The sequence below is a fragment of the Micromonospora sp. NPDC050795 genome (assembly GCF_044456785.1).
Lineage (GTDB): Bacteria > Actinomycetota > Actinomycetes > Mycobacteriales > Micromonosporaceae > Micromonospora.
Window position 1 is genome coordinate 18,468 of sequence record NZ_JBITGE010000025.1, and the last position, 20,167, is coordinate 38,634.

General features: G+C 71.8%; 20 protein-coding genes. 8 read left to right on the forward strand and 12 right to left on the reverse strand.

Translation table 11 applies throughout. The annotated features are described in order from the left end of the window. Window positions 1–215 precede the first annotated feature (215 nt). Complete coding sequence (locus tag ACIBEF_RS21645) at window positions 216–1,610, forward strand: dihydrolipoyl dehydrogenase family protein (protein WP_396794993.1); 1,395 nt, start codon at window positions 216–218, stop codon at window positions 1,608–1,610. A 34-nt stretch (window positions 1,611–1,644) separates the two neighbouring features. Here the strand turns inward: ACIBEF_RS21645 and ACIBEF_RS21650 are convergent, their stop codons facing one another. From ACIBEF_RS21650 to ACIBEF_RS21660, 3 genes are read right to left on the reverse strand one after another with little or no spacing between them, the layout of a single operon-like run. Further along, window positions 1,645–2,412 carry a nucleotidyltransferase domain-containing protein gene (locus ACIBEF_RS21650; RefSeq protein WP_396794994.1) on the reverse strand — a complete coding sequence of 256 codons (768 nt, stop codon included), beginning with the start codon at window positions 2,410–2,412 and terminating at the stop codon, window positions 1,645–1,647. Window positions 2,413–2,448: 36 nt separating this feature from the next. Then, complete coding sequence (locus ACIBEF_RS21655; protein WP_396794995.1) at window positions 2,449–3,789, reverse strand: hypothetical protein; 1,341 nt, start codon at window positions 3,787–3,789, stop codon at window positions 2,449–2,451. Between the two features lie 5 nt (window positions 3,790–3,794). Next, window positions 3,795–4,271, reverse strand: coding sequence for a hypothetical protein (locus tag ACIBEF_RS21660; protein WP_396794996.1), 477 nt, complete (start codon window positions 4,269–4,271; stop codon window positions 3,795–3,797). Between the two features lie 103 nt (window positions 4,272–4,374). Here ACIBEF_RS21660 and ACIBEF_RS21665 point away from each other — a divergent pair, with 103 nt between their 5' ends. Further along, window positions 4,375–5,241: a copper resistance protein CopC gene (locus ACIBEF_RS21665; protein ID WP_396794997.1), complete on the forward strand. Its 867-nt coding sequence runs from the start codon at window positions 4,375–4,377 to the stop codon at window positions 5,239–5,241. A gap of 34 nt (window positions 5,242–5,275) precedes the next feature. Here ACIBEF_RS21665 and ACIBEF_RS21670 read toward each other — a convergent pair whose 3' ends face one another. Beyond that, a complete protein-coding gene (locus ACIBEF_RS21670) occupies window positions 5,276–5,794 on the reverse strand; it encodes a hypothetical protein (RefSeq protein WP_396794998.1) in 519 nt (172 codons plus the stop codon). 381 nt (window positions 5,795–6,175) lie between these two features. Between ACIBEF_RS21670 and ACIBEF_RS21675 the strand changes: the two genes are divergently transcribed. Next, window positions 6,176–8,581: a ricin-type beta-trefoil lectin domain protein gene (locus ACIBEF_RS21675; protein ID WP_396794999.1), complete on the forward strand. Its 2,406-nt coding sequence runs from the start codon at window positions 6,176–6,178 to the stop codon at window positions 8,579–8,581. Window positions 8,582–8,655: 74 nt separating this feature from the next. Here the strand turns inward: ACIBEF_RS21675 and ACIBEF_RS21680 are convergent, their stop codons facing one another. Further along, the gene (locus ACIBEF_RS21680; protein ID WP_396795066.1) at window positions 8,656–9,624 is read right to left on the reverse strand and encodes a hypothetical protein; all 969 of its coding nucleotides are present in this window, start codon (window positions 9,622–9,624) and stop codon (window positions 8,656–8,658) included. A gap of 161 nt (window positions 9,625–9,785) precedes the next feature. Then, window positions 9,786–10,172 carry a DUF2267 domain-containing protein gene (locus ACIBEF_RS21685; RefSeq protein WP_088989254.1) on the reverse strand — a complete coding sequence of 129 codons (387 nt, stop codon included), beginning with the start codon at window positions 10,170–10,172 and terminating at the stop codon, window positions 9,786–9,788. Between the two features lie 180 nt (window positions 10,173–10,352). Between ACIBEF_RS21685 and ACIBEF_RS21690 the strand changes: the two genes are divergently transcribed. From ACIBEF_RS21690 to ACIBEF_RS21705, 4 genes are all read left to right on the forward strand, one after another. Further along, window positions 10,353–10,685: a nuclear transport factor 2 family protein gene (locus ACIBEF_RS21690; RefSeq protein WP_357196243.1), complete on the forward strand. Its 333-nt coding sequence runs from the start codon at window positions 10,353–10,355 to the stop codon at window positions 10,683–10,685. Window positions 10,686–10,719: 34 nt separating this feature from the next. Then, complete coding sequence (locus tag ACIBEF_RS21695) at window positions 10,720–11,556, forward strand: oxidoreductase (protein ID WP_396795000.1); 837 nt, start codon at window positions 10,720–10,722, stop codon at window positions 11,554–11,556. A gap of 96 nt (window positions 11,557–11,652) precedes the next feature. Further along, window positions 11,653–12,198, forward strand: a complete 546-nt coding sequence (locus tag ACIBEF_RS21700; RefSeq protein ID WP_396795067.1) for an ATP-binding protein — start codon at window positions 11,653–11,655, stop codon at window positions 12,196–12,198. 105 nt (window positions 12,199–12,303) lie between these two features. Then, window positions 12,304–12,681, forward strand: a complete 378-nt coding sequence (locus tag ACIBEF_RS21705; RefSeq protein ID WP_396795001.1) for a nuclear transport factor 2 family protein — start codon at window positions 12,304–12,306, stop codon at window positions 12,679–12,681. Between the two features lie 15 nt (window positions 12,682–12,696). On the opposite strand, the gene ACIBEF_RS21710 is transcribed toward ACIBEF_RS21705, so the two are convergent. Beyond that, window positions 12,697–13,167, reverse strand: a complete 471-nt coding sequence (locus ACIBEF_RS21710; protein ID WP_396795002.1) for a molybdenum cofactor biosysynthesis protein — start codon at window positions 13,165–13,167, stop codon at window positions 12,697–12,699. Window positions 13,168–13,268: 101 nt separating this feature from the next. Further along, on the reverse strand, window positions 13,269–15,371 hold the full coding sequence (locus ACIBEF_RS21715; RefSeq protein WP_396795003.1) for a PQQ-dependent sugar dehydrogenase: 2,103 nt from the start codon (window positions 15,369–15,371) through the stop codon (window positions 13,269–13,271). Between the two features lie 209 nt (window positions 15,372–15,580). On the opposite strand from ACIBEF_RS21715, the gene ACIBEF_RS21720 reads away from it, so the two are divergent. Then, complete coding sequence (locus tag ACIBEF_RS21720) at window positions 15,581–16,615, forward strand: LacI family DNA-binding transcriptional regulator (RefSeq protein ID WP_396795004.1); 1,035 nt, start codon at window positions 15,581–15,583, stop codon at window positions 16,613–16,615. Window positions 16,616–16,630: 15 nt separating this feature from the next. Here the strand turns inward: ACIBEF_RS21720 and urtE are convergent, their stop codons facing one another. From urtE to urtB, 4 genes are read right to left on the reverse strand one after another with little or no spacing between them, the layout of a single operon-like run. Next, the gene (gene urtE / locus ACIBEF_RS21725) at window positions 16,631–17,323 is read right to left on the reverse strand and encodes an urea ABC transporter ATP-binding subunit UrtE (protein ID WP_355006688.1); all 693 of its coding nucleotides are present in this window, start codon (window positions 17,321–17,323) and stop codon (window positions 16,631–16,633) included. Continuing rightward, a complete protein-coding gene (gene urtD, locus ACIBEF_RS21730) occupies window positions 17,323–18,099 on the reverse strand; it encodes an urea ABC transporter ATP-binding protein UrtD (protein ID WP_393225991.1) in 777 nt (258 codons plus the stop codon). Before urtD ends, urtE begins: the two co-directional genes overlap by 1 nt. Next, window positions 18,096–19,283 carry an urea ABC transporter permease subunit UrtC gene (urtC, locus tag ACIBEF_RS21735; RefSeq protein ID WP_396795005.1) on the reverse strand — a complete coding sequence of 396 codons (1,188 nt, stop codon included), beginning with the start codon at window positions 19,281–19,283 and terminating at the stop codon, window positions 18,096–18,098. Before urtC ends, urtD begins: the two co-directional genes overlap by 4 nt. Next, a complete protein-coding gene (gene urtB / locus ACIBEF_RS21740; RefSeq protein WP_357196276.1) occupies window positions 19,280–20,167 on the reverse strand; it encodes an urea ABC transporter permease subunit UrtB in 888 nt (295 codons plus the stop codon). The genes urtC and urtB overlap by 4 nt, the downstream gene beginning before the upstream one ends.

A 20,167-nucleotide genomic window follows, 5' to 3' on the forward strand; every position in this document is an offset into this window, starting at 1 on the left:
CGCCCCGCCCGCGCCGATCTTGCAGTTCCGGTCGTCGAGATGCGCGCAATGCCCCCTTACGTCGGGACAGTAAGCGCAAGATCGCGGAACGGGGGCGGCTCGGGCGGATTCTGCGGGGAACCGGGTCGCCTCGCAGGTCGGAGCTGGCAGGCTGGGCTGGCCGCCGCGCACCAGCGGTGGCCGCCGGCCCGGCCGGTGACCGAGAGGAGCGCCCGGTGACCGACCAACCGGAGGAGTTCGACCTGCTCGTCGTCGGTGGCGGTAAGGCCGGCAAGACGTTGAGCATGGACGTGGCCCGATCCGGGCAGCGGGTCGCCATGGTCGAGCGCGGCATGATCGGCGGCAGCTGCATCAACGTGGCGTGCATCCCGACGAAGGCGCTGGTGACCAGCGCGCGGGCCGCCCGCCAGCTGCGGGACGCGTCGGCGCTCGGCCTGACGGTGGAGGGCGGCCGGGTCGACATCGACCTGTTGCGCGCGCACAAGCAGGACGTGGTGGAGGGGATGGTCGCCGCCAACCGGCAGCAGTTCCTCGACTCCGGTCTGCACCTGGTGATCGGCGAGGCCCGGTTCGTCGGCCCACGAACCGTACGGGTGGCACTCGCCGACGGCGGCGAGCGACTGCTGCGCGGCAGCGACGTGGTGATCAACACGGGCACCCGCCCCCATCTGCCGTCAGTGCCCGGGATGGCCGAGGCCGGGGTGCTCACCAGCGACGAGTTGCTGCGCCTGGACCGGCTGCCGGCCCGGCTGGTGGTGCTCGGCGGCGGCACCGTCGGGGTGGAGTTCGCGCAGATGTTCGCGTTGTTCGGCAGCGCGGTGACAGTGGTCGAGGGTGGTCCACGGCTGCTCACCCGCGAGGACCCCGACGTCAGCGACGCGGTGATGCGCGTCTTCCTCGACGATGGCATCGACGTACGGGTGGGTGTGGCCGTCGCGCGCGTCGACCGGGAGGCCGACGGATCGCTCCGGGTGACGCTGGACGACGGCAGCGTGGTGATCGGAGACGACGTGCTGGTGGCGGCCGGGCGGGAACCGGTCACCGACGGGCTCGGCCTGGACGTGGCCGGCGTACGGCTCAGCGAGCGGGGCTTCGTGGAGGTCGACGAGCACCTGCGTACCAGCGCCGAGCGCACCTGGGCGGCCGGGGACGTCGCCGGGAGCCCGCAGTTCACCCACGTCTCGTTGGACGACTACCGGATCATCCGGGCGAACCTCGCGGGAGGCCAACGCAGCACCGCCGACCGGCTGATCCCGTACACCGTCTTCACCACCCCGGAACTGGCGCGGGTCGGCCTGACCGAGACCGAGGCGCGCCGCGCCGGGTACGACATCCAGGTCGCCCACCTGCCGGTCGCCGCCATCCCCCGGGCACGCACCCTGCGCCAGACCCAGGGCATGTGGAAGGCGGTCATCGACACCAGCAGCGACCGGATCCTCGGTGCGTCGTTGCTCGGTGCCGAGGCCGGTGAGGTGATCACCTCGGTGCAGCTGGCCATGCTCGCCGGAATGCCGTGGACCGCCCTGCGGGACGCGGTCATCACCCACCCGACCATGACCGAGGGTCTCAACCTGCTCTTCGCCTCGCTGGTGTCCAGCCCGGTCCGCTGAGCGACGCGGGGCCCAACCGGCAACCGCGCAACGGCTACCCGGCGATCTCGTCGCGTACCCGTTGTTGGAAGGCGCGGGCCTGCGCCCCGGTGGGCGGGGGCCCGCCGTGGCGTGCGGCGACCGCCTGACGGATCACCTCGGCCCGGTCGTCGGCGTCGATCAGCCGCTGGCCGGCGGCCACCTTCGCCAACCAGGCGCCGTCGCGGTGGCGCACCAGTGACCGGCAGGCGCCGAGTACGGCGTCCTCCGTGCCGGGCGCGGGTTGGTCGGCCGGCGGGGTGGGCAGGGTGAGCCACCAGGACAGCGCCTCGATGAGCAGCCGGCGCAGGTCGGCCGGGTCGAGGTCGGCGAAGGCCTCCCCCGCCGGCGGCCCGAGCAGTGGGAGTCCACTCTGGTGCAGGATGCTGCGGTCGAGGCCGTACCAGAATCGGCCGTCGGTGACCGGGCGGTCGGCGGGGTCGAGGGTCCGGCGGAACGGCATGGCGGCCCCGGTGTTCAGTTCGACCTCGAAACCGGGGTCGGGGGTGCCGGAGGCGGCCACCGCGCGGTCGTAGACGACCAACTCCAGCCCGCGCGCGGGGCAGGGCAGCGCGTCGTGCCGCAGCCGGGCGACCAACGTCCGCTTGACGGTGCGGGTGAGCGGCCCGGCGCTGAGCAGCGCCACGTCCACGTCACTGCGGCCGGGCTGGTACGCCCCGAGCCCCACCGAGCCGGCCGCGTACGCGCCGACCAGGTCGGCGCCGAGCACGTCCCGGGCGGTGCTGACGAGGTCGTCGAGGTAGCGCTGAATATCGGAGTCCACGGGCCATGATGGCGCACGGGTCGGAGGCGGTCGGGATCACCCCGCGTAGAGCAGCAGCAGACCGGCGACGGTGTAGGCGACCATCAGTGCCAGCAGGGGTAGTTGGCCGGCCACCGCCCGCGCCCGGGGGAACAGGTACAGCGCGCGGTCGTGGGCGAGCAGCGTGCCGAGCAGGTGCCCGAGGACGATGACGGTGATCTGGACGCTCGCCACCCCGGAGGGCGTGACCAGCGCGGTCTGCGGCTCCCAGCCGGCGGTGCCGAGCCAGTTGGCGCCGGTGCCCAGGGGGTCGGAGAGCAACGCCACGGTGCGCTGGCCCTCCAGGATCAGCAGCGAGTAGTAGTGCGCCACCACGTACCCCACCGCGATCGGAACGATGGAGTGGGCGATCTCGCCCGGCACCCGACGGGCATCGGTCGCTTCGGCGCGACCGATGCGCGCCGCGCCGCCGGTCGCGGCGAGGTACGCCACCGCGACGGCGGCGATGACGAGGCTCAGACCGGCGCTGCCGGTGACCGCCGGGTGCAGGCCGTTCTCCTGGCTGAAGCGCAACCAGCCCGGCGCGTTGGAGAGGCTGTCGTACAGGGTCGAGCCGAGCAGCACGATCACCACGGCGACCAGCCCGGGGCGGGGTCGCAGGCCGGCGATGCCGTCGAGCGGGTTACGCCAGACCAGCACGCCGTCGGCGGCCCGGCCGAGTGGGGCGAGGTGACCGATCAGGGTGCTGTACGCCTCGAACGGGTCGGCGTGGTCGAACCAGCCGGCGCCGAACAGCACGGCACCGGCCAGCAGGACCACCGCGTACCCGGTCAGCCAGGCGGTGATGACCGGCAGGGTGGCCCGGTCGGGGGCGACCAGTTCCAGCCAGACGAACCCGAACACTGTGGCGGCTGCCGGCCACCAACCGACGCTGTCGGGCAGCTCACGGAGCCCACGGTTGGGGTCGCGCCGCGCCGCCAGCGCCGCGAGCAGGTGCACGGTGCGCAGCGGGTTGACCGCCCGCCAGATCGGGCCGAGCAGCAGCGACAGCGGGGCCAGCCCGACCCAGAGCAGCACGTAGAGCGCGCCGGCGGTCGGGTTGTCAGCGCTGTCGGGCCCGCCCAGCAGACCGAGGCAGAACCACGCGGCGGCGAGCAGGCCGAGCCCGCGCAGCGCCCACCGGAACCCGGGCGCGTCGACGAGTCGGGCGAGCCAGCGCGGCACCGGGCGACCGCCGGTGGCGTCCCGGTCGAGCCGGGGTTCGCGCCAGAGCAGGCCCAGCGCCACGAACGTGACGACGAGGGTCAGCGCGGCGGCGACGACGAGCTGCGGCAGGGTGATCGGTAGGTCCTGACGACCACCGACGCCGTGTGCCAGCAGCGTGGGAGCGGCCGTCATGTCGTTCAGCGGACGACGAGCTGGAAGAGCACCAGCTCGGACTCGTGCGTCTCCACCTCGAACAGCCCGGTCTTGTCGGCGCGGAACTCCACCGAGCCGGGCGTGCCGGCCGGCAGCCGGGCGCCCAGGTCGTAGCCGTGCACGTGCAGCTCGTCCGCGACGTCGGAGGTGACGGTGATCCGGACCGACTGCCCCTTACTGACGGTGACCCGTCCGGTCGGCGGGTCGACCCGCTTCTTCGCGATCGTGACGGTGATCTGTTGGTCCACCGCGGCGGTGCTGGCGGAGGCGCTGGGCGTGGTGGCCGCCGTCGGGGTCGGCCCGGCGGAGGTGACGCTCGACGGGGCGACGGACGTGGGTGCCGGCGAGGGGGCGGCCACGGAGGGGTCGTCGTCCTGCCCGCAACCGGCGAGGAGCAGGGCGCCGAGGGTGGCGGCGGCGAGGGCGGCGGCGGTCCGGGCGGCGGGGGTACGGACGAACACGGGCGGACTCCGAACGACGCGAGGGGGACGGGTGTCGGGTTGATCGTCGGGGAGGAGAACTCTACGTCTTGTTCGGTGCCGGGGAAATGACCATGATGAACGAATGCGATCGAAGCTGGTCACTGTGCGTAAGGCCCTCAGCCGTGTTGTGGTGGCGCTGGCGGCGACCCTGGTGGTGTCGCTGCTGCTGCCGGTCGCCCCGGCGTCCGCGCACGGTCAGCTGGCGACCTCCATGCCCCTGAAGGGCACCGTCGTCCGCGAGCCGCTGACCCAGTTGGCGTTGTACTTCACCGAGAAGCCGGCGTCCAACGCGCACTTCGCGATCAGCGGTCCGAACGGGTCGCGGGTGGACAACGGGTGGTCCTACGGTGAGCCGAAGCGACTGGACAAGCCGGTGACCGAATACTTCATGGTCAACGGGGTGTTCGAGCCACGGCTCTACCACACCGGCTTCCCGGCCATGGTCACCGTCGCGCACTGGCCGGCGAAGGGCCGCTACACCGCGAGCTACCTCTCGGTCGCCTCGGACGGTGAGGCGGTGCGGGGCGAGGTGACCTTCGACTACCAGGGCCCGGGCACGGCGGCCCCGGCCGGCTGGTCGGCGCCCACGGCGGGGCCGGATCCGGCGCTGCTCGCCCAGGCCGAGGGCGAGGGCTCGACCAATCCCGCGGCCAGCGGCAGCCCGGTCGCTCCTACCGGCGCTGCGGCGGGCGACCCGGCCGGTGCCGCGAAGGAGCAACGCGGCGGCGGGTTCCCGGCCTGGTTGGTCCCGGCCCTGATCGTCGTGGTGGTCTCCGCGATCGTGCTGGTGGCGGCCCGCCGTCGGCCTGCCACGCCGGGAGCCACCACGCGAGGCGGCCGGCCGGCCGGCGCGGCAGGCAAGGGCGGCACCCCGGGCCGCAAGGCCGCCACCCCGGCCCGCAAGCCCGGCGATCGATCCGGCGGCCCGGCCCGGCGCGGACGGCGGTAGGCCGGCGGCCCGGTCCGGCACGTGGCAGTGGGTGTCAGGGCCGAGCCGTCTCCCAGTGCGCGGGGCGGCCGCCCGCCGCGCCCAACCACGTCGACAGCGGCCCCTGGTGCCGTCCCACGGATCGGCGCATGGCATTGACCAGGGCCAGTTGCGCCCGGGTCGGCGCCACCATCGCCTGCTCGAACTGATCCTGCGACAGCGGCGCGGTTGTCGTGTCCACTCCCGTGGCGACGTCCAGGAGTCGCTGCACCGCGTGGCCGAAGGCGTCGATCTCGGCGGTGACCGCGCTCGGGGCGACGAGGCTGGCTGACATCAGTGCGGCGCTCCACACCCCCCAGTCGTAGTCCCACGCCGTGCGTCCCAGGTGAGCGCGCCGCAGGATCATCGTGAACGTGGCGTACTCCCGCAGCAGGTCCTGGTAGGCCACGAGTTGCCGGTCCCGTAGCCAGTGTCGGTCCTGTGCGCTGCGGGTGAGCATCCCGCCGACGACAACGCCGACGGTCGCCGAGAGCGCGCCGCCGAGCGTCGTGACAGCGACTTCCAGCAACGCCATGACACCTCCGTGGTGACCGTCGAGTCCGAGCATCGATGATCGCCGGCCTCGTCGTCAACGGAGAAGAAGGACGTGGACCGCTTTGCCGACGGCCACTGGCGGGCCCGTCGGCGGCACCGCTGACTGCCAAGCGGCAGGCCGATCGGCCAGACATTCTTCGCGTAACATGGCAAACTTTCGCATGGACATCGGTAACTTTTGATGCATCGGAGCGAAGCCATGGACAGTCCAATCGAAACGCCTTAATGTTCCGAGCCATCCACCCGGTGTTTCCGCAACGTCACTCGTCGGCGTCGAGGACGTTACGGAGCCGGGCCGACGGCCATCCTCACCGCTGATCCACGCCGGCCGTCGGACACTCCACTGCCTCCTGGAGGAACGATGGGCACACGCCTGCTACGCCGACTCCACCATCCCGTCCTGGGTGCGCTGGCACTCGTCCTCGCCGCCGGCCTCTGGGCCGCCCCCGCCAACGCCGCCCCCGCACAGGAACCAGGCGTCACGCTGCGCGTCTTCGACGTGCAGGTGCCCCTGTCCGAGTTGTGCACCCTCAAGCCCGCCCAGACCCCGAACGTGGACAAGCTCATGTCCACCATCAACTGGACCTCGGCGGCCGACTTCGGCTTCGAGGACAACTTCGTCTCGCAGGTGCTCGGCAACATCACCACCACCCAGGCCGGCAGCTACACCTTCCGGCTCAGCAGCGACGACGGCTCCAAGCTGTCGATCGACAACGCCGTCGTGATCAACCACGACGGCCTGCACGGCGCGACCCCACCCAAGGAGGGCACCGTCACCCTCACCGCCGGCCTGCACGCCCTGCGCATCGACCACTTCGAGCGTGGCGGCGGGCAGCAGATCACACTGGAGTGGAAGACGCCCGGTTCGTCGACCTTCGTGGTCGTACCGAACTCGGCGCTGAGCACCGACGCCGGTGTGGTCCGGGTGACCGCACCCGGACGCAAGGAGTGCGAGGGCGTCTCCGACACCCCCGGTGACGGCCTGCCGCTGACCGGCGTGCACCCCGGCTACACCCTGACCAACCTGCGGCCCAGCGGCTTCCAGCCGAAGGTCACCGGTATGGACTGGCTGGCCGACGGCCGGCTGGTCATCAGCACCTGGGGCGGCAGCGACCAGTCCGGCACCTCCCAGGATGGCGAGGTCTGGATCCTCGGCAACACCGGCGGATCGACGAGCCCGGGCAACGTGACCACCAAGAAGATCGCCGGCGGCCTCAAGGAACCGATGGGGCTCAAGGTCGTCGACGGGGTGGTCTACGTGACCGAGAAGCAGCGGTTGACCCGGCTGGTGAACACCGGAGGTGACGAGGCGGCCGAGCGCCTGGAAACCGTCGCCACCTGGCCGTACGGCGGCAATTTCCACGAGTTCGCGTTCGGCCTGCTCTACCAGGACGGGTTCTTCTATCTGAACCTGTCGGTGTCGATCAACTCCGGCGGCGCCACCACCAACCCGCAACCCGCCACCAACCGCGGCACCACCCTCAAGGTCAACAAGGACACCGGCGCGGTCAGCTACGTCGCCGGCGGTCTGCGTACGCCACACGGCATCGGCTGGGGCCCCGAGGGCGGCATCTTCGTCACCGACAACCAGGGCGGCTGGCTGCCCTCGTCGAAGCTGGTGCACGTCAAGCAGGGCCGGTTCTTCAACCACTACATGAACCCGGCCGGCCCGTTCGACACCGCGGCGGTCACCCCACCGGTGCTCTGGATGCCGCAGAACGAGATCGCCAACTCGCCCAGCACGCCGATGTATCTGACCAGCGGCCGGTACGCCGGCCAGTTCGTCATCGGCGACGTGACGTACGGCGGCCTGCAACGGGCGAATGTGGAGAAGGTCAACGGCGAGTACCAGGGCGCGTTGTTCCGGCTCACCCAGGGCCTGGAGGCGGGCGTCTCCGAGGTCAACGTCGGCCCGGACGGCGCGATCTACGTCGGCGGGCTCGGCGCGGGCGGCAACTGGGGCCAGACCGGCAAGCTCTCGTACGGCCTGCAGAAGCTCACCCCGAACACCGCCACCACGTTCGAGATGCTCGCGATGCGCGCCACCACGACCGGTTTCGAGGTGGAGTACACCGAGTCGGTGTCGACGGCGACAGCTGCCGAGCTGGCCGCGCGCTACAAGCTCAAGCAGTGGCGGTACGTGGCGACGTCGAACTACGGCGGTCCGAAGATCGACGAGGAGACCCTGACCGTCACCTCGGCCACCCTCTCGGCGGACGGCAGGAAGGTCAGTCTCACGGTGCCCGGTCGCAAGGCCGGCCGGGTGGTGCACCTGCGCTCCCCGCGCCCGTTCACCTCGACCAGCGGCCAGTCACTGTGGAGCACCGAGGCGTGGTACACGCTCAACTCCATCCCGGGCAGCCCGCCGCCGCCGACCGGCGGCACCATCACCGGCGTCGGCGGCAAGTGCCTGGACGTCGACAACTCGGGCACCGCCGACGGTACGAAGATCCAGCTCTGGACCTGCAACGGCACCGCCGCCCAGTCGTGGACGAGGGTCGGTGACACGTACCGGGTGCTCGGCAAGTGCCTGGACGTGGACAACGCCGGCACCGCGAACGGCACGAAGGTCCAGCTCTGGACCTGCAACGGCACCGGCGCGCAGGTCTGGCAGCCGCAGGCCGACGGGTCGATCCGCAACCCGCAGTCGGGCAAGGTCCTGGAGGCCGCCGGCGGTAGCAGCGCCGACCGCACCCAGATCCAGCTCGGCACGTACGCGGGCGGTGCACACCAGAAGTGGGTGGTCAGTAGCGGGGTAACCGGCTGACCTCGGACGGAGCGGCGCGGTCTGACCGGCGGGTCAGGCCGCGCCCCGCCCGTCCATGGCGCGAAGATCTCCGCTCAGCGGAACAGCACCGGCCGGTTCCCCCGGGCGCCGACGAGGTGGCCCCTGATGTTGATGTCCTCGATCGAGTCGGTCTCCCACACGCCCCGGGTGGTCAGGTCTGTCATCAACCCGTTGCGCCAGAGGAACGGGTGCCACGCAGCGGTGGTGGTGCTCTGGCCCACCACCTCACCCCGGTCGTTGATCGCGGTGGCGCGGCTCCAGTCGCCACCGAGCGTGCCGAGGTCGGCAAGTGTCCCGTTCTGCCAGCGGAACGCCCGCCCGTTCGCCGCGCCCACCACCTGACCCCGGTTGTTGATCCCGAGGGCCTCGCTGCCGATCTGGGTGAGGACGCCGTCGCGCAGCAGACCGCCGACGCAGGTGCACGGGTAGTCCTGCGGCGGAACGTTGAACCCGCCCACCACGTCGCCGACGTTGTTGAAGTCGGCGGTGAACTCGTAGAAGTACTCCCGACCCAGGTCGGTGAAGACACCGTCGCGCCACAGGAAGCGGTGCGGCATGTCTCCGGCCGGTTCGCTGGTGCCGAGCACCTGCCGCCGGTCGTTGACGCCGATTGCCACACTGTTCTCCCCGCCCAGGGTGCCCAGGTCGTGGAGCTGACCGTCGCGCCAGAGCGCGGCGCGGGTCAGGTAGTCCGAGCCGAACGAGGTGATCGCCACGTCACCGAACTCGTTGACGTCCACCGCGCTGGAATCCGTGTCACCCAGTAGCACGCCCAGATCGGTGATGACACCGTGGCGCCACAGCACGGCGTGCCGGGCGCCGCTGGCGACCGTGCTCCAGCCGACGATGTCGCCGCGATCGTTCATCGCCGTCGCAGCGCCGTCACCCCCGCTCAGGGTGCCGAGGTCGACGACCCGGAAGCTGTGCGGGGGTGACGGCGCTGCGACGGCGGGAGCGGGAGCGAGGGTGATCATCGCGACGGCGGTCGTCGCTGCGGTCAGCAGGGGACGCGGGGACACCATGGACGCCAAGGGGGACGCTCCTCGGATCGGAGCGGCGACGACCCGGCGGACGGGCGCGGGGCGACCACCACTGCGCGTTCGATCGGTAACGCACAGTAGATCGGGTGTGGTGGCGGCACGCCAGGGACCGAACGGTCACCGACGCATGATGCGCGCGTCGGTCAGGGGCCGTGCGGCAGCGGCTGCGCCAGTGCCCGCAGGTCCGCCGGGAGTTGAGCCAGGGCGTCCTCGAACTCCCGGTGCCCGACCACCCGGTGCATCGTCTGGAGCACCGCCCGGGTGCCCCGCTCGGCGGCAGGACGGTCGATCCCGGCGCGGTCGGCGACCCGGCTCAGGAACTCGTCGTAGCCGAACGTTTCCGGCGGCTCGGCGGCCTTGACCAGCAGTGGGCTCAGCTCGTCGGCCAGGTGAGGGGCCAACGCGCCCGCCTCCCCGCCGCTGAGCCGCTCGGTGAGGGTCCGCAGGACCGCCTCGGTGAGCGGGCGTGCCTGCTCCGGCGGGAGACCCGCCCGTGCCGCAACCTTGTCGACGAACGCCAGCTCGGCCATGCCCCCGCCCTTCGCCTTCGGAAACGCGTGGCTACCCGGGCCTACCGGCAGCAAACCCGGCAGCCGCAGCGGGGATGGTTCTGCGGTTGCTCCGCGCGGTGCCGTCGGCTTCTCGTACGGTGAGGTCGGACCGGGAACCCGACGGCTGCCCGACGGCGGCCCGTGCCGCAGGAGGAGCAGATGGCCCTCGACCTGCCCGACGTGATCGACCGGTACTTCCGGGCCGTCAACGACCGGGATCTGGACGCCTTCGTCGCCTGCTTCGCGGACACCGCGAGCGTCGCCGACGAGGACCGCCTGTACGACGGACGGGCCTCGATCCGCGCCTGGCGGCAGAAGACCATGGACGCCTACGCGTACACCGCGGAGCCGGTCCGGGTCACGTCGCAGGCGGGCGACTCGTACCTGGCTGTCACCCGGGTGTCCGGTGACTTCCCGGGCAGCCCGATCGAGCTGCGGTACCGGTTCACGCTGCGCGACGGGCTGATCGGCGCCCTGGACATCCGTCCCTGACGACGAGTGGGCCCACTGACACGAGAGGAATGCCGTGCCGCGAGTCTGGCTGATCACCGGCAGTTCGCGTGGTCTCGGCCGCGCCCTCGCCGAGGCCGTCCTGGCCGACGGCGACCACCTGGTGGCCACCGCCCGCAACCCGGAACAGCTCGCGGACCTGGTCGACCGGCACGGTGACCAGGTGCGCGCCGTGGCCCTCGACGTCAACGACCCCGCTGCCGCCCGTGCCGCCGTCCGCACGGCGGTGGACACGTTCGGGCAGCTGGACATTCTGGTCAACAACGCCGGGTACGCCGATGTCGCCGCGATCGAGGACATGTCGGAGGACGACTTCCGGGCGCAGGTCGAGGCGAACTTCTTCGGCGTGGTCAATCTGTCCCGGGCCGCCCTGCCCGTGATGCGCGAGCAGGGACGCGGGCACATCGTGCAGATCTCCAGTGTCGGCAGCCGGGTCGCGAGCACGGGTCTGGGCGCGTACCAGTCCGCCAAGTGGGCGGTCAGCGGCTTCTCCGGGGTGCTCGCCAGAGAAGTCGAGGCATTCGGGATCCGGGTCACCACTGTCGAGCCGGGTGGGCTGCGCACCGACTGGGCTGGCTCGTCGATGAGCGCCCTGCCGATCAGCGAACCGTACCGGCCGGTCATCGACCCGGCCGTGCAGCGGCTGCGCCAGGCCAGTGGGGCCCAGCCGGGCGACCCGGCGCGCGCCGCACAGGCGATCATCCGGATCACCCGGGTCGACGACCCGCCGCTCCGGTTGCTGCTCGGTGCCGACGCCGTGGCCGCCGCCCACGCGGCCGCCGAGGCCCTCGCCGCGTCGGACGCGCGATGGCGGGAGTTGAGCGAATCGATCGCCTTCGACGCGGCACCCTGACCCGACTGCCCCTACCGGACCGGCGAGGCCGGTCAGGCCGGCCCGTAGGTGATCAACCGCCGAACGGACGAGACAGTCACGAGGGCGGTGGGTGACATGATGTGGCGGCAACAGCTACGAGAAGGGTTCCCGCTGCCCGATGGCGCACTTCGAGGCTCGCACGCCCACGACACCCGCGCGGAACGCGGTGCCGCTGGTCGGGCAGCCGCATCGGGCGGGCTGATGCCGGGCGAGCGACGGGAGACCGTGGCCGAGCAGAATGTCCCCACCCACGCCGCGGACACCATGGCGTATCAGGTCGCGACGGACATACGGGCGCTGCGCGCGTTCGTCAGCGCCGGGGCGCTGGCCCGTGGCCTGTCGGACGAGGGGGCGGAGCTGTTGACGCTGGCCGTCAGCGAGTTGGCCACCAACACGTTGCAGCACACCACCGGCGGTGGCTGGGTGCGACTCTGGGCCGAGCCGGGTCAGCTGATCTGCGACGTCGTCGACCACGGGCCGACGCGGGCGTTCGGCCGAAGCATGCCGGCCACCGACTCGGTACGGGGTCGGGGGCTGGCGATCGTGGAGCAGATCTGTGACGAGGTCGCCGTGCTCACCAGGCCCGGGGAGACCGTCGTACGGATTCGCCTGAGTCTGTGAGCCGCGGCGGCGATCCCTACCCGCCCACGCCAGGTTGACTGCCACAATGCGGACAGCTCGGGCCGACGGTGGCACCGGGTCAGACCGGAACGGGAGGACGCCACGATGCCGGACAGCGCACGCGAGGCCGAGCTGCTCGACGCCGAGCGCACCCTGCAGGCCGCCCAACGGGCCGGTGACGTCGCCGCCCTCGATCAGCTGCTGGTCGACCAGCTGATCGCCATCGGGCCGGACGGGCGTACCTACAGCAAGCAGGATGACCTGGCCGCTCACCGGGACCGCCGCTCGGTCGTCGAGGAGTTGGTGGAGGAGGAGCTGGACCTGCTCGTGGTCGGAGCGACGGGGGTGACGTTCTTCCTGGGCCGCGTGTCCGGCGTCCTCGAGGGAACGCCGTTCGCCGCGCGACTGCGCTACACCCGGACGTGGGTCCACGACGACCCGCACGGCTGGCGGGTCCTGGCCGCACACATCAGCCCGGTCTGACTCAGGCTGGCGTCCTCAGTTCACTGTGGCGTCGATCGCGCCGAGGCGCAGGGTGCCGTCGTTGAGGGGCGTGCAGCGGATGCCGCCGGTGGTGCGCAGCGCCTTCCACGCCCCCGGTCCGACCGTGACGTCCATCCAGGCACACGGTCGGGCCGCCCGGTTGACCCGCAGGCTGACCGGGCCGTCGCCGGAGTCCAGCACCAGCACTCTGCCGATCAGCTCGTCCACGGCGATCCCGGTGGTGAGGATGTTTCGCCGCACCTCGGTCAGGCCGACGCCGACCGGCAGCGACTCCCGGGCGATGACAGTGACACTGGCGTCGCGGTGTGCCTGCTGACCGAAGTACCTGTCGCCGACGATGCCGAGGCCGGCCCGGATCCGGACGGCGTCGACCAGCTCGCCGGGTGGGGCCGGGGCCGGGCCGTCGGCGGGCCGGCCCAGGAAGCGGTGCACGGGCGAGGCCAGCAACTCGACGATCTCCGGCATGGCAGGAATTCTACGAACCGGACAGGGCCGCCGGGGCAGGTCGACGGATGAGCCGGTGGGGACGGCGACTCGAGTCGTCACCGTCCCCCCGGTGACCCGGTTCAGGCCGGCGCGCCGGTGACGGTCAGGTTGCGCAGTCGGCCCACGTTGTCGAACGAGCCGAAGCCGACCCGCCCCGAGCCGAACGTGGTGTCCTTCGCGGTCAGCAGCGGGTCCCGGTGTCCGTCGACGTAGACGGCGATCTCGCCGGTGGCCGGCAGGTGCACCACCCGCACGCGGTGCCACCTGGCGTCGGTGATCGCCGGGTTGGCGCCCCGGGAGCGGCCGTTCCACTGATGGTCGATGCGCTCCCGGTCGGCGTTGTCCACCTTGAAGATGCCGTTGTGCGGATAGATCGTGTTGTCGGTGGAGAGGTGGGCGTAGTAGAACTCGGTGTCCGAGCGCCAGCCGAAGACGATGATCACGTCCCGGTTGGTGACCTCCACCGGGGTGTCGAGTCGTACCTGGGCGTCGACCCGCACCGACGACCACGCCGGTCCGTTGGTCAGCACGGCGTACTCGAAGGGCCGGCGCGGGCCCGGCCGGCTCTCCCCGGCCTCGGCCAGGACGACCTGGTCGTGGGTGAACTGCCACTTCGCCGGCGTCACCGGTGCCCAGTTGGTGGCTCCGGTGGTACGGCAGAGGGTGACGTCCCCGACGTCACCGCTGGCGAACTCCCGGGTGCCGGTCACCTTCCAGACCTTTCCGTTGGCCTTCGCGACGACGTAGAGCTCACCGGCGGCGTCGGTGCCGAAGCGCAGGTCCACCCGGTTGGGGTCACCGGGCGCGCCCGGTGCGGACAGGTCGCGCATCCGGACCGGGGTGCCCGCCTCGTCGAAGAGCGCGAGCTGGTGGATCGTGGCGAGCTCCCGACCCCGGCGCATCTCGTCGGCCTCGGTGTAGAGCACCCGACCGTCGACCAGGTCGCCGAAGACGTACGTGCCGCGCAGCGCGGGCAGCGCCCGTCCCCGGTAGACGAAGCCGCCGGCCACCGCGACACCGACGTCGTCGGTGCAGTTCCAACCGGCGGCGGGGTCGTGGTCGTACGCGGCGACCGGGTAGGTGTAGCCGTAGCTGTCGTCGTCGGCGGGCAACGGGAGCAGCCGGTCGCAGGGGTTCGTGGCCGACTTGTCGAAGACGAAGGAGCCCTCGCGCTCGCTCCAGCCGAAGTTGTCCCCGGCACGGACTTCGTAGATCGCCTCGACTGCGTGTTCGCCGATGTGCCCGAGGTACATCCGGCCGGTCGCCCGGTCCCAGCTGAACCGGTGCGGGTCCCGGAAACCCACCGCGTAGAGCTCGCCGAGCGCGCCGGCCCGGCCGACGAACGGGTTCCCGGCCGGGATGCCGTAGCGCCCGTTCGCGGAGTTGGTGCCCCGGGGGTCGATCCGGAGCAGCTTGCCGTGCGGCAGGGCCAGGTTCTGCGGATCGGTGTTGCGAGCACCCTGGCCACCGTCGCCGACGGCCAGGTACAGCAGCCCGTAGTCGCGGTCGTGGCGCTTGGCCGTGGGGTTGAAGTTGATCTCCTGGATGCCGTGGACCTGGCCGCCGAAGCCGATGCGCAGCACCTCCCGGTGCGTACCGGCGAAGGTGGCAGCGGCGGGATCCGTCGCCGTCCACTCGGTGATGACGCCGTGGAAGAGCGAGTTGGGCTGGGCGTAGTCCGCAGTGGCGGTCGTCGTCGACGCCAACTCGGTGTGGATGGTGTAGAACCGGCCGTTCACTCCGAACTCCGGGTGGAACGCGACGTACCCGAAGCCCTGGCCGAGCCCACGACCGGAGAAGAACCGCGGCGCGAACGTCGCGGCCACGTCCAGGTAGACGTGCGGCACGCCGCCCTCGACCAGGTAGAGGCTGCCGTTGAGGTCGGGCACCGCCCGCCGGCCGGAGCCGTCGGGCACCTCCATGATGGTGTTGATCCGCGCGGTACGCATGAGGCGCGCGTCGGTCGGCGCCGGTGTCGGGTACGACTGCGGGAAGCTGGCGTACTCGCTGAGGACCAGACCGAGTCGCGACTGGACCGGCATGTCGGGGATCGGGTCGTCGACCGCGTCGGCGGCTCGCGCGGGGGTGGCGACCAGTGTGGACAGGATCAGCACGAGGGCGGTGAGGCCGGCCCTCACTGTGGGCCGGCGGGCGGCGCCGGCGCGGCGGTGCAGGGTGCGCACGCGTGTCTCCTTCTCGGTGGGACGGTGCCGAGGGTGGTCAGCGGGCAAGGTGGGTGAGGTGCGGGCCCGGCGCGGACACCAGCCGCGGGTCGTCGGCGAGGGTGTACGCCGGTCACGTAAGCGCTTACGTAAGCGCTTACGTACCCTAGGCTTCGATCGGTGTCGCTCGCAACAGATCGGGCGGCATGAATGCCTTCGGAGGGTTGCCGATGCCCAGGGCCAGCCAACGGCCGCGCCTCGTGGACGTCGCCGAACACGCCGCCGTCTCGCTGGCGACGGCCTCCCGAGCACTCGCCGGCCGCGAGGGGGTCAGCGCCGAGGTCGCCGACCGGATCCGGCAGATCGCCGGTGAGCTGGGCTATGTCGCCAACCCGTACGCCCGCACCCTGGCCAGCGGGGCCACCTCCACGGTCGGGTTGATCGTCCACCAGATCGACGACCCGTACTTCTCCGAAATCGCCGCCGGGGTCATCCAACTCGCCGCCGAGCAGGGGCTGCTGGTGCAGATCTGCCAGTCCGGCCGCGACCCCGGCTACGAGCTGCAACAGCTACGCCACCTGATCGCCCAGCGGGTCGGCATCGTCCTGATCAGTGGTTCCGGCTACGACGACCCCCGAATGGAGAGCGCGGCCCGCGCCGAGTTGGCCGCGTTCCAGGACCACGGCGGACGGGCCGCTGCGATCGGACGCCACGCGCTCGGCGTCGACGCCGTCCTACCGGACAACGAGGCCGGCGGTCACGCCCTCGCCCAGCATCTGATGGATCTCGGCCACCGGCGGATCGCTGTCGCCGCGGGCAGCGCCGGCCTCACCACGGTCGCCGACCGGCTGGCCGGTGTGTCGTCGGCCCTGCGGCAACGCGGGCGCTCCCCCGCCGACCTCGCCGTCGTGCACAGCGACTTCACCCGCGGCGGGGGGCGCGCCGCCGCCGAGCAGATCCTCAACGAGCATCCCGAAACGACGGCGATCATCGCGCTCAACGACGCGATGGCCATAGGTGTGCTGTCGACGCTGCGGTCCCGCCGCGTGCCGGTGCCCGCGCGGATGTCCGTGGTCGGCTTCGACGACGTCTCCGTGGCGGCCGACCTGGCACCCAGCCTGACCACCATCCGCCTGCCGATGACCGAGATGGGTCGCACGGCACTCACCCTCGCGCTCAAGCCGCGCACGACACGCCCGCGCCGCCGCCCCACCGGGCACCTGCTGGTCGTCCGCGACTCGACCGGGCCCGCGCCGGGAAGCTGACCGACTGCACCCCGCTCAGACGGCCAGGGCGGCCCGGACGTCACGCTCGGCCGTGACACCCCCGTCGCCCGACGAGGTGACCCGACCGGACTCCAGCACGTGGTAGCGGTCCGCCACCCGCAGGGCGAAACCCAGGTGCTGCTCGACGAGGAGCACACTGAACCCGGACTGCCGGGTCAACTCGACGATCCGCTCCTGGATCTCCGCGACCACGGACGGCTGGATGCCCTCGGTCGGCTCGTCGAGCATCAGCAGCCGCGGCCGGGTGATCAGAGCGCGGGCGATGGCCAACTGCTGGCGCTGGCCGCCGGAGAGCAGCCCGGCCCGCCGCCGCAGCAGCGGGCGCAACGCCGGAAACAGATCCAGCACCTCCGCCGTCGCCACCGCCCCGTCGCGCCGGCCGTCGGCGACCAGCCGCAGGTTCTCCGCCGCGGTCAGGTGCGGAAAGCACTGCTGACCCTGCGGGACGTACGCCATCCCCCGCGCCACCCGCTCGTGCGGCCCGGCGCGGGTGACGTCCTCGCCGTCCAACTCCACGGTGCCGGCACTCGGGCGCAGCAGCCCCGCCGCGACCCGCAGCAGGGTGCTCTTGCCGGCACCGTTGTGCCCGAGCACGGAGGCGACCCCGTCGGGCGGGACCGCCAGGTCGACCCCGTGCAGCACCCGGGAACGCCCGTACCCGGCGTGCACCCCACGCAGCGTCAGCATCATGCCTCCCGGCCGGTGCGGGCCGACCCGGCGTCGACCGGGTGGCCAAGGTAGACCTCCTGCACGCGCGGGTCCGCCTGGACCTGCGCGACCGTACCCTCGCTGAGCACCCGGCCGGCGTGCAGCACTGTGACGCTGCGCGCGAACCGACGCAGGAAGTCCATGTCGTGCTCTATCACGACGACAGTGCGATCCCGGCTCACCCTCTCCAACAGGACGCCGGTGGCGTCGCGTTCCTCATGGCTCATCCCGGCGACCGGCTCGTCCAGCAGCAGCAGCCGCGCGTCCTGCACCAGCAGCATGCCGATCTCCAGCCACTGCTTCTGGCCGTGCGCGAGCGTCCCGGCGAGGTCCGCGGTCCGCTCGGCCAGACCGATCGTCTCCAGCGCGGCGGCGATCTCGTCAGGCACACCTCGTCGGCGGCGGGCCAGGGTCGCCCAGCTACGCCGCGCGCCCGCCGCGATGTCGAGGTTCTGCAGCACCGACAGCTCCTCGAAGACCGTCGAGGTCTGGAAGGTCCGCCCGATGCCGAGCCGGCTGATCCGGTGCACCGGCCGGCCGAGCAGTTCCTGGTCACCGAACCGGACCGAGCCGCTGGCCCTGACCAGGCCGGTGATGGCGTCGACCAGTGTGGTCTTGCCGGCGCCGTTCGGCCCGATCAGGAACCGGATGTCGCCGGCGGGCACCTCCAACGAGACGCCGTCCACGGCGGTGAAACCGTCGAAGCTGACCCGTACGTCACGGACGGACAAGCCGTCCAAGCGCTCGCCGCTCATGCCGCCGGCACCTCCGTCCGCTCGGGGCGTCGTCGACCCAGTGACAGCCAGCCGCGCCGCTGCGGCCGCGCGGCGACGTCACGGCGGCGGGCCAACGCCCACAGCGACGCCAGGCCGCCGGGGAGGAACGCCACCACGACCACGAAGAGCAACCCCTGAAGGTACGTCCAGGTGCCCGGAAAACGCTCGGAGAGGGCGGTACGCGCCCAGGCCACCGCCACCGCGCCGAGCACCGGCCCGAGCACCGTCGCCCGGCCGCCCACCGCGACGCCGATGACGAACTCGATCGACGGGACGATGCCGATCAACGCGGGCGAGATGATGCCCACCGCCGGCACGAACAGCGCCCCGGCCAGCCCGGCCATGCCCGCCGCCACCACGTACGCCACAAGCTTGACCGACGCCGGGTCGTAGCCCAGGAAGCGGACCCGTTCCTCACCGTCGCGGACCGCCACCAGCAGTTCGCCGTAACGGCTGTGGATGAGCTGACGGGTCAGCGCGAGCAACGCCAGCAGCGTGCCGGCGATGATGAAGTACACCATCCGCTGGTTGACCGGGTCGTCCAGGTCGTAGCCGAAGAAGCCCTTGATGTCGGTGAGCCCGTTGGTGCCACCCGTGGTGCCCTGCTGGCCGATCAGCAGGATCACCATCGCGGCGGCGAGCGCCTGGCTGAGGATGGCGAAGTACGCGCCGCGGACCCGGCGGCGAAAGACCAGCGAGCCGAGCCCGAAGGCGACAGCCATCGGCAGCAGCACCGTGGCGGGCAGCGCGAACCACGGGCTGGCGAACGGCCGCCACCACAGCGGCAGCTCGTCGAGTTGCCCGTACAACTGCATGAAGTCGGGCATCCCACCCGGGCCCGCGTCGGCGAGCTTGAGGTGCATGGCCATCGCGTAGCCACCGAGGCCGAAGAAGACACCCTGGCCCAGGGTGAGCATCCCGCCCCGGCCCCAGGCGATCCCGATGCCGACCGCGACCATGGCGACGCAGAGGTACTTGGCGAGCAGGGCCAGCCGGAAGTCCGACAACACCAGCGGGGCGACGGCGAACAGCAGCGCCGCGCCGAAGGCGAAGCCGGCTAGGGTCCGCAGCCGCGAGCGGCCGGCGGGGCGGCCCGGTGGTACGGCGCCGGCAGGCGCCGGGTGGACGGCGGTGCTGGGTGGCACGGGGGTGACGGCGGTCATGCGAGGCTCCTGGTCCGCAGGGTGAACAGGCCCTGTGGCCGCCACTGGAGGAACGCGACGATCGCCACGAACACGATCACCTTGGCGACGCTGAGGGTGGTCAGGTATTCCCCGGTGGCCTGGAGCACGCCGAGGGCGAAAGCGACAATCACACTGCCCTTAAGCTGGCCGATCCCGCCGACCACGACGACCAGGAAGGCGTCGATGATCAGGTTGGTGCCCATGGTCGGGCCGATCGGGCCGAGCAGGGTGAGGGCCACCCCGGCGAGCCCGGCCAGGCCGGAGCCGAGGAAGAAGGTCGTCCGGTCGACCCGGGAGGTGGCGACACCGGAAACGGCGGCGAGGTCGCGGTTCTGCACCACCGCGCGGATACGACGTCCGAGCGGGGTGAGTCGCAGCGCCAGGGTGAGCGCCGCGACGGCGGCCAGCGCCAAGGCCAGGATGAACAGCCGATTGTTGGCGATGGTCAGCCCGCCGGGCAGCGCCACGTTGCCGGTGAGCAGCTCGGGCGCGCGGGTCTGCACGTTCGGGCTGCCGAAGATGTCCCGGGCCAGTTGTTGCAGGATCAGTGACACACCCCAGGTGACCAGCAGGGTGTCCAGGGGACGGGCGTAAAGCCGGCGAATGAGCAGCACCTCCAGCAGGACACCCATGGTGCCGGCGACCACGAACGCCACCGGCAGCGCGACCGCCAGTGACAGGCCGGCGCCGGTGATGCTCTGTTGCAGAACATAGGTGGTGTACGCGCCGGCCATGATGAACTCACCGTGCGCCATGTTGATCACGTTCATCTGGCCGAAGGTCAGCGCCAGGCCGAGCGCGATGAGCAGCAGCACCGCGCCGATGCTGATGCCGGTGAAGAGTTGACCGAAGAGGACTGTCAC

Excerpts from the sequence above, each read along its gene's own strand:
- ACIBEF_RS21655 (WP_396794995.1), bottom strand. The coding sequence starts at position 3,789 with ATGACGGCCGCTCCCACGCTGCTGGCACACGGCGTCGGTGGTCGTCAG.
- ACIBEF_RS21665 (WP_396794997.1), top strand. The coding sequence starts at position 4,375 with ATGCGATCGAAGCTGGTCACTGTGCGTAAGGCCCTCAGCCGTGTTGTG.
- ACIBEF_RS21670 (WP_396794998.1), bottom strand. The coding sequence starts at position 5,794 with ATGGCGTTGCTGGAAGTCGCTGTCACGACGCTCGGCGGCGCGCTCTCG.
- ACIBEF_RS21675 (WP_396794999.1), top strand. The coding sequence starts at position 6,176 with ATGGGCACACGCCTGCTACGCCGACTCCACCATCCCGTCCTGGGTGCG.
- ACIBEF_RS21680 (WP_396795066.1), bottom strand. The coding sequence starts at position 9,624 with ATGGTGTCCCCGCGTCCCCTGCTGACCGCAGCGACGACCGCCGTCGCG.
- ACIBEF_RS21685 (WP_088989254.1), bottom strand. The coding sequence starts at position 10,172 with ATGGCCGAGCTGGCGTTCGTCGACAAGGTTGCGGCACGGGCGGGTCTC.
- ACIBEF_RS21690 (WP_357196243.1), top strand. The coding sequence starts at position 10,353 with ATGGCCCTCGACCTGCCCGACGTGATCGACCGGTACTTCCGGGCCGTC.
- ACIBEF_RS21700 (WP_396795067.1), top strand. The coding sequence starts at position 11,653 with ATGATGTGGCGGCAACAGCTACGAGAAGGGTTCCCGCTGCCCGATGGC.
- ACIBEF_RS21705 (WP_396795001.1), top strand. The coding sequence starts at position 12,304 with ATGCCGGACAGCGCACGCGAGGCCGAGCTGCTCGACGCCGAGCGCACC.
- ACIBEF_RS21710 (WP_396795002.1), bottom strand. The coding sequence starts at position 13,167 with ATGCCGGAGATCGTCGAGTTGCTGGCCTCGCCCGTGCACCGCTTCCTG.
- ACIBEF_RS21720 (WP_396795004.1), top strand. The coding sequence starts at position 15,581 with ATGCCCAGGGCCAGCCAACGGCCGCGCCTCGTGGACGTCGCCGAACAC.
- urtE (WP_355006688.1), bottom strand. The coding sequence starts at position 17,323 with ATGCTGACGCTGCGTGGGGTGCACGCCGGGTACGGGCGTTCCCGGGTG.
- urtD (WP_393225991.1), bottom strand. The coding sequence starts at position 18,099 with ATGAGCGGCGAGCGCTTGGACGGCTTGTCCGTCCGTGACGTACGGGTC.
- urtC (WP_396795005.1), bottom strand. The coding sequence starts at position 19,283 with ATGACCGCCGTCACCCCCGTGCCACCCAGCACCGCCGTCCACCCGGCG.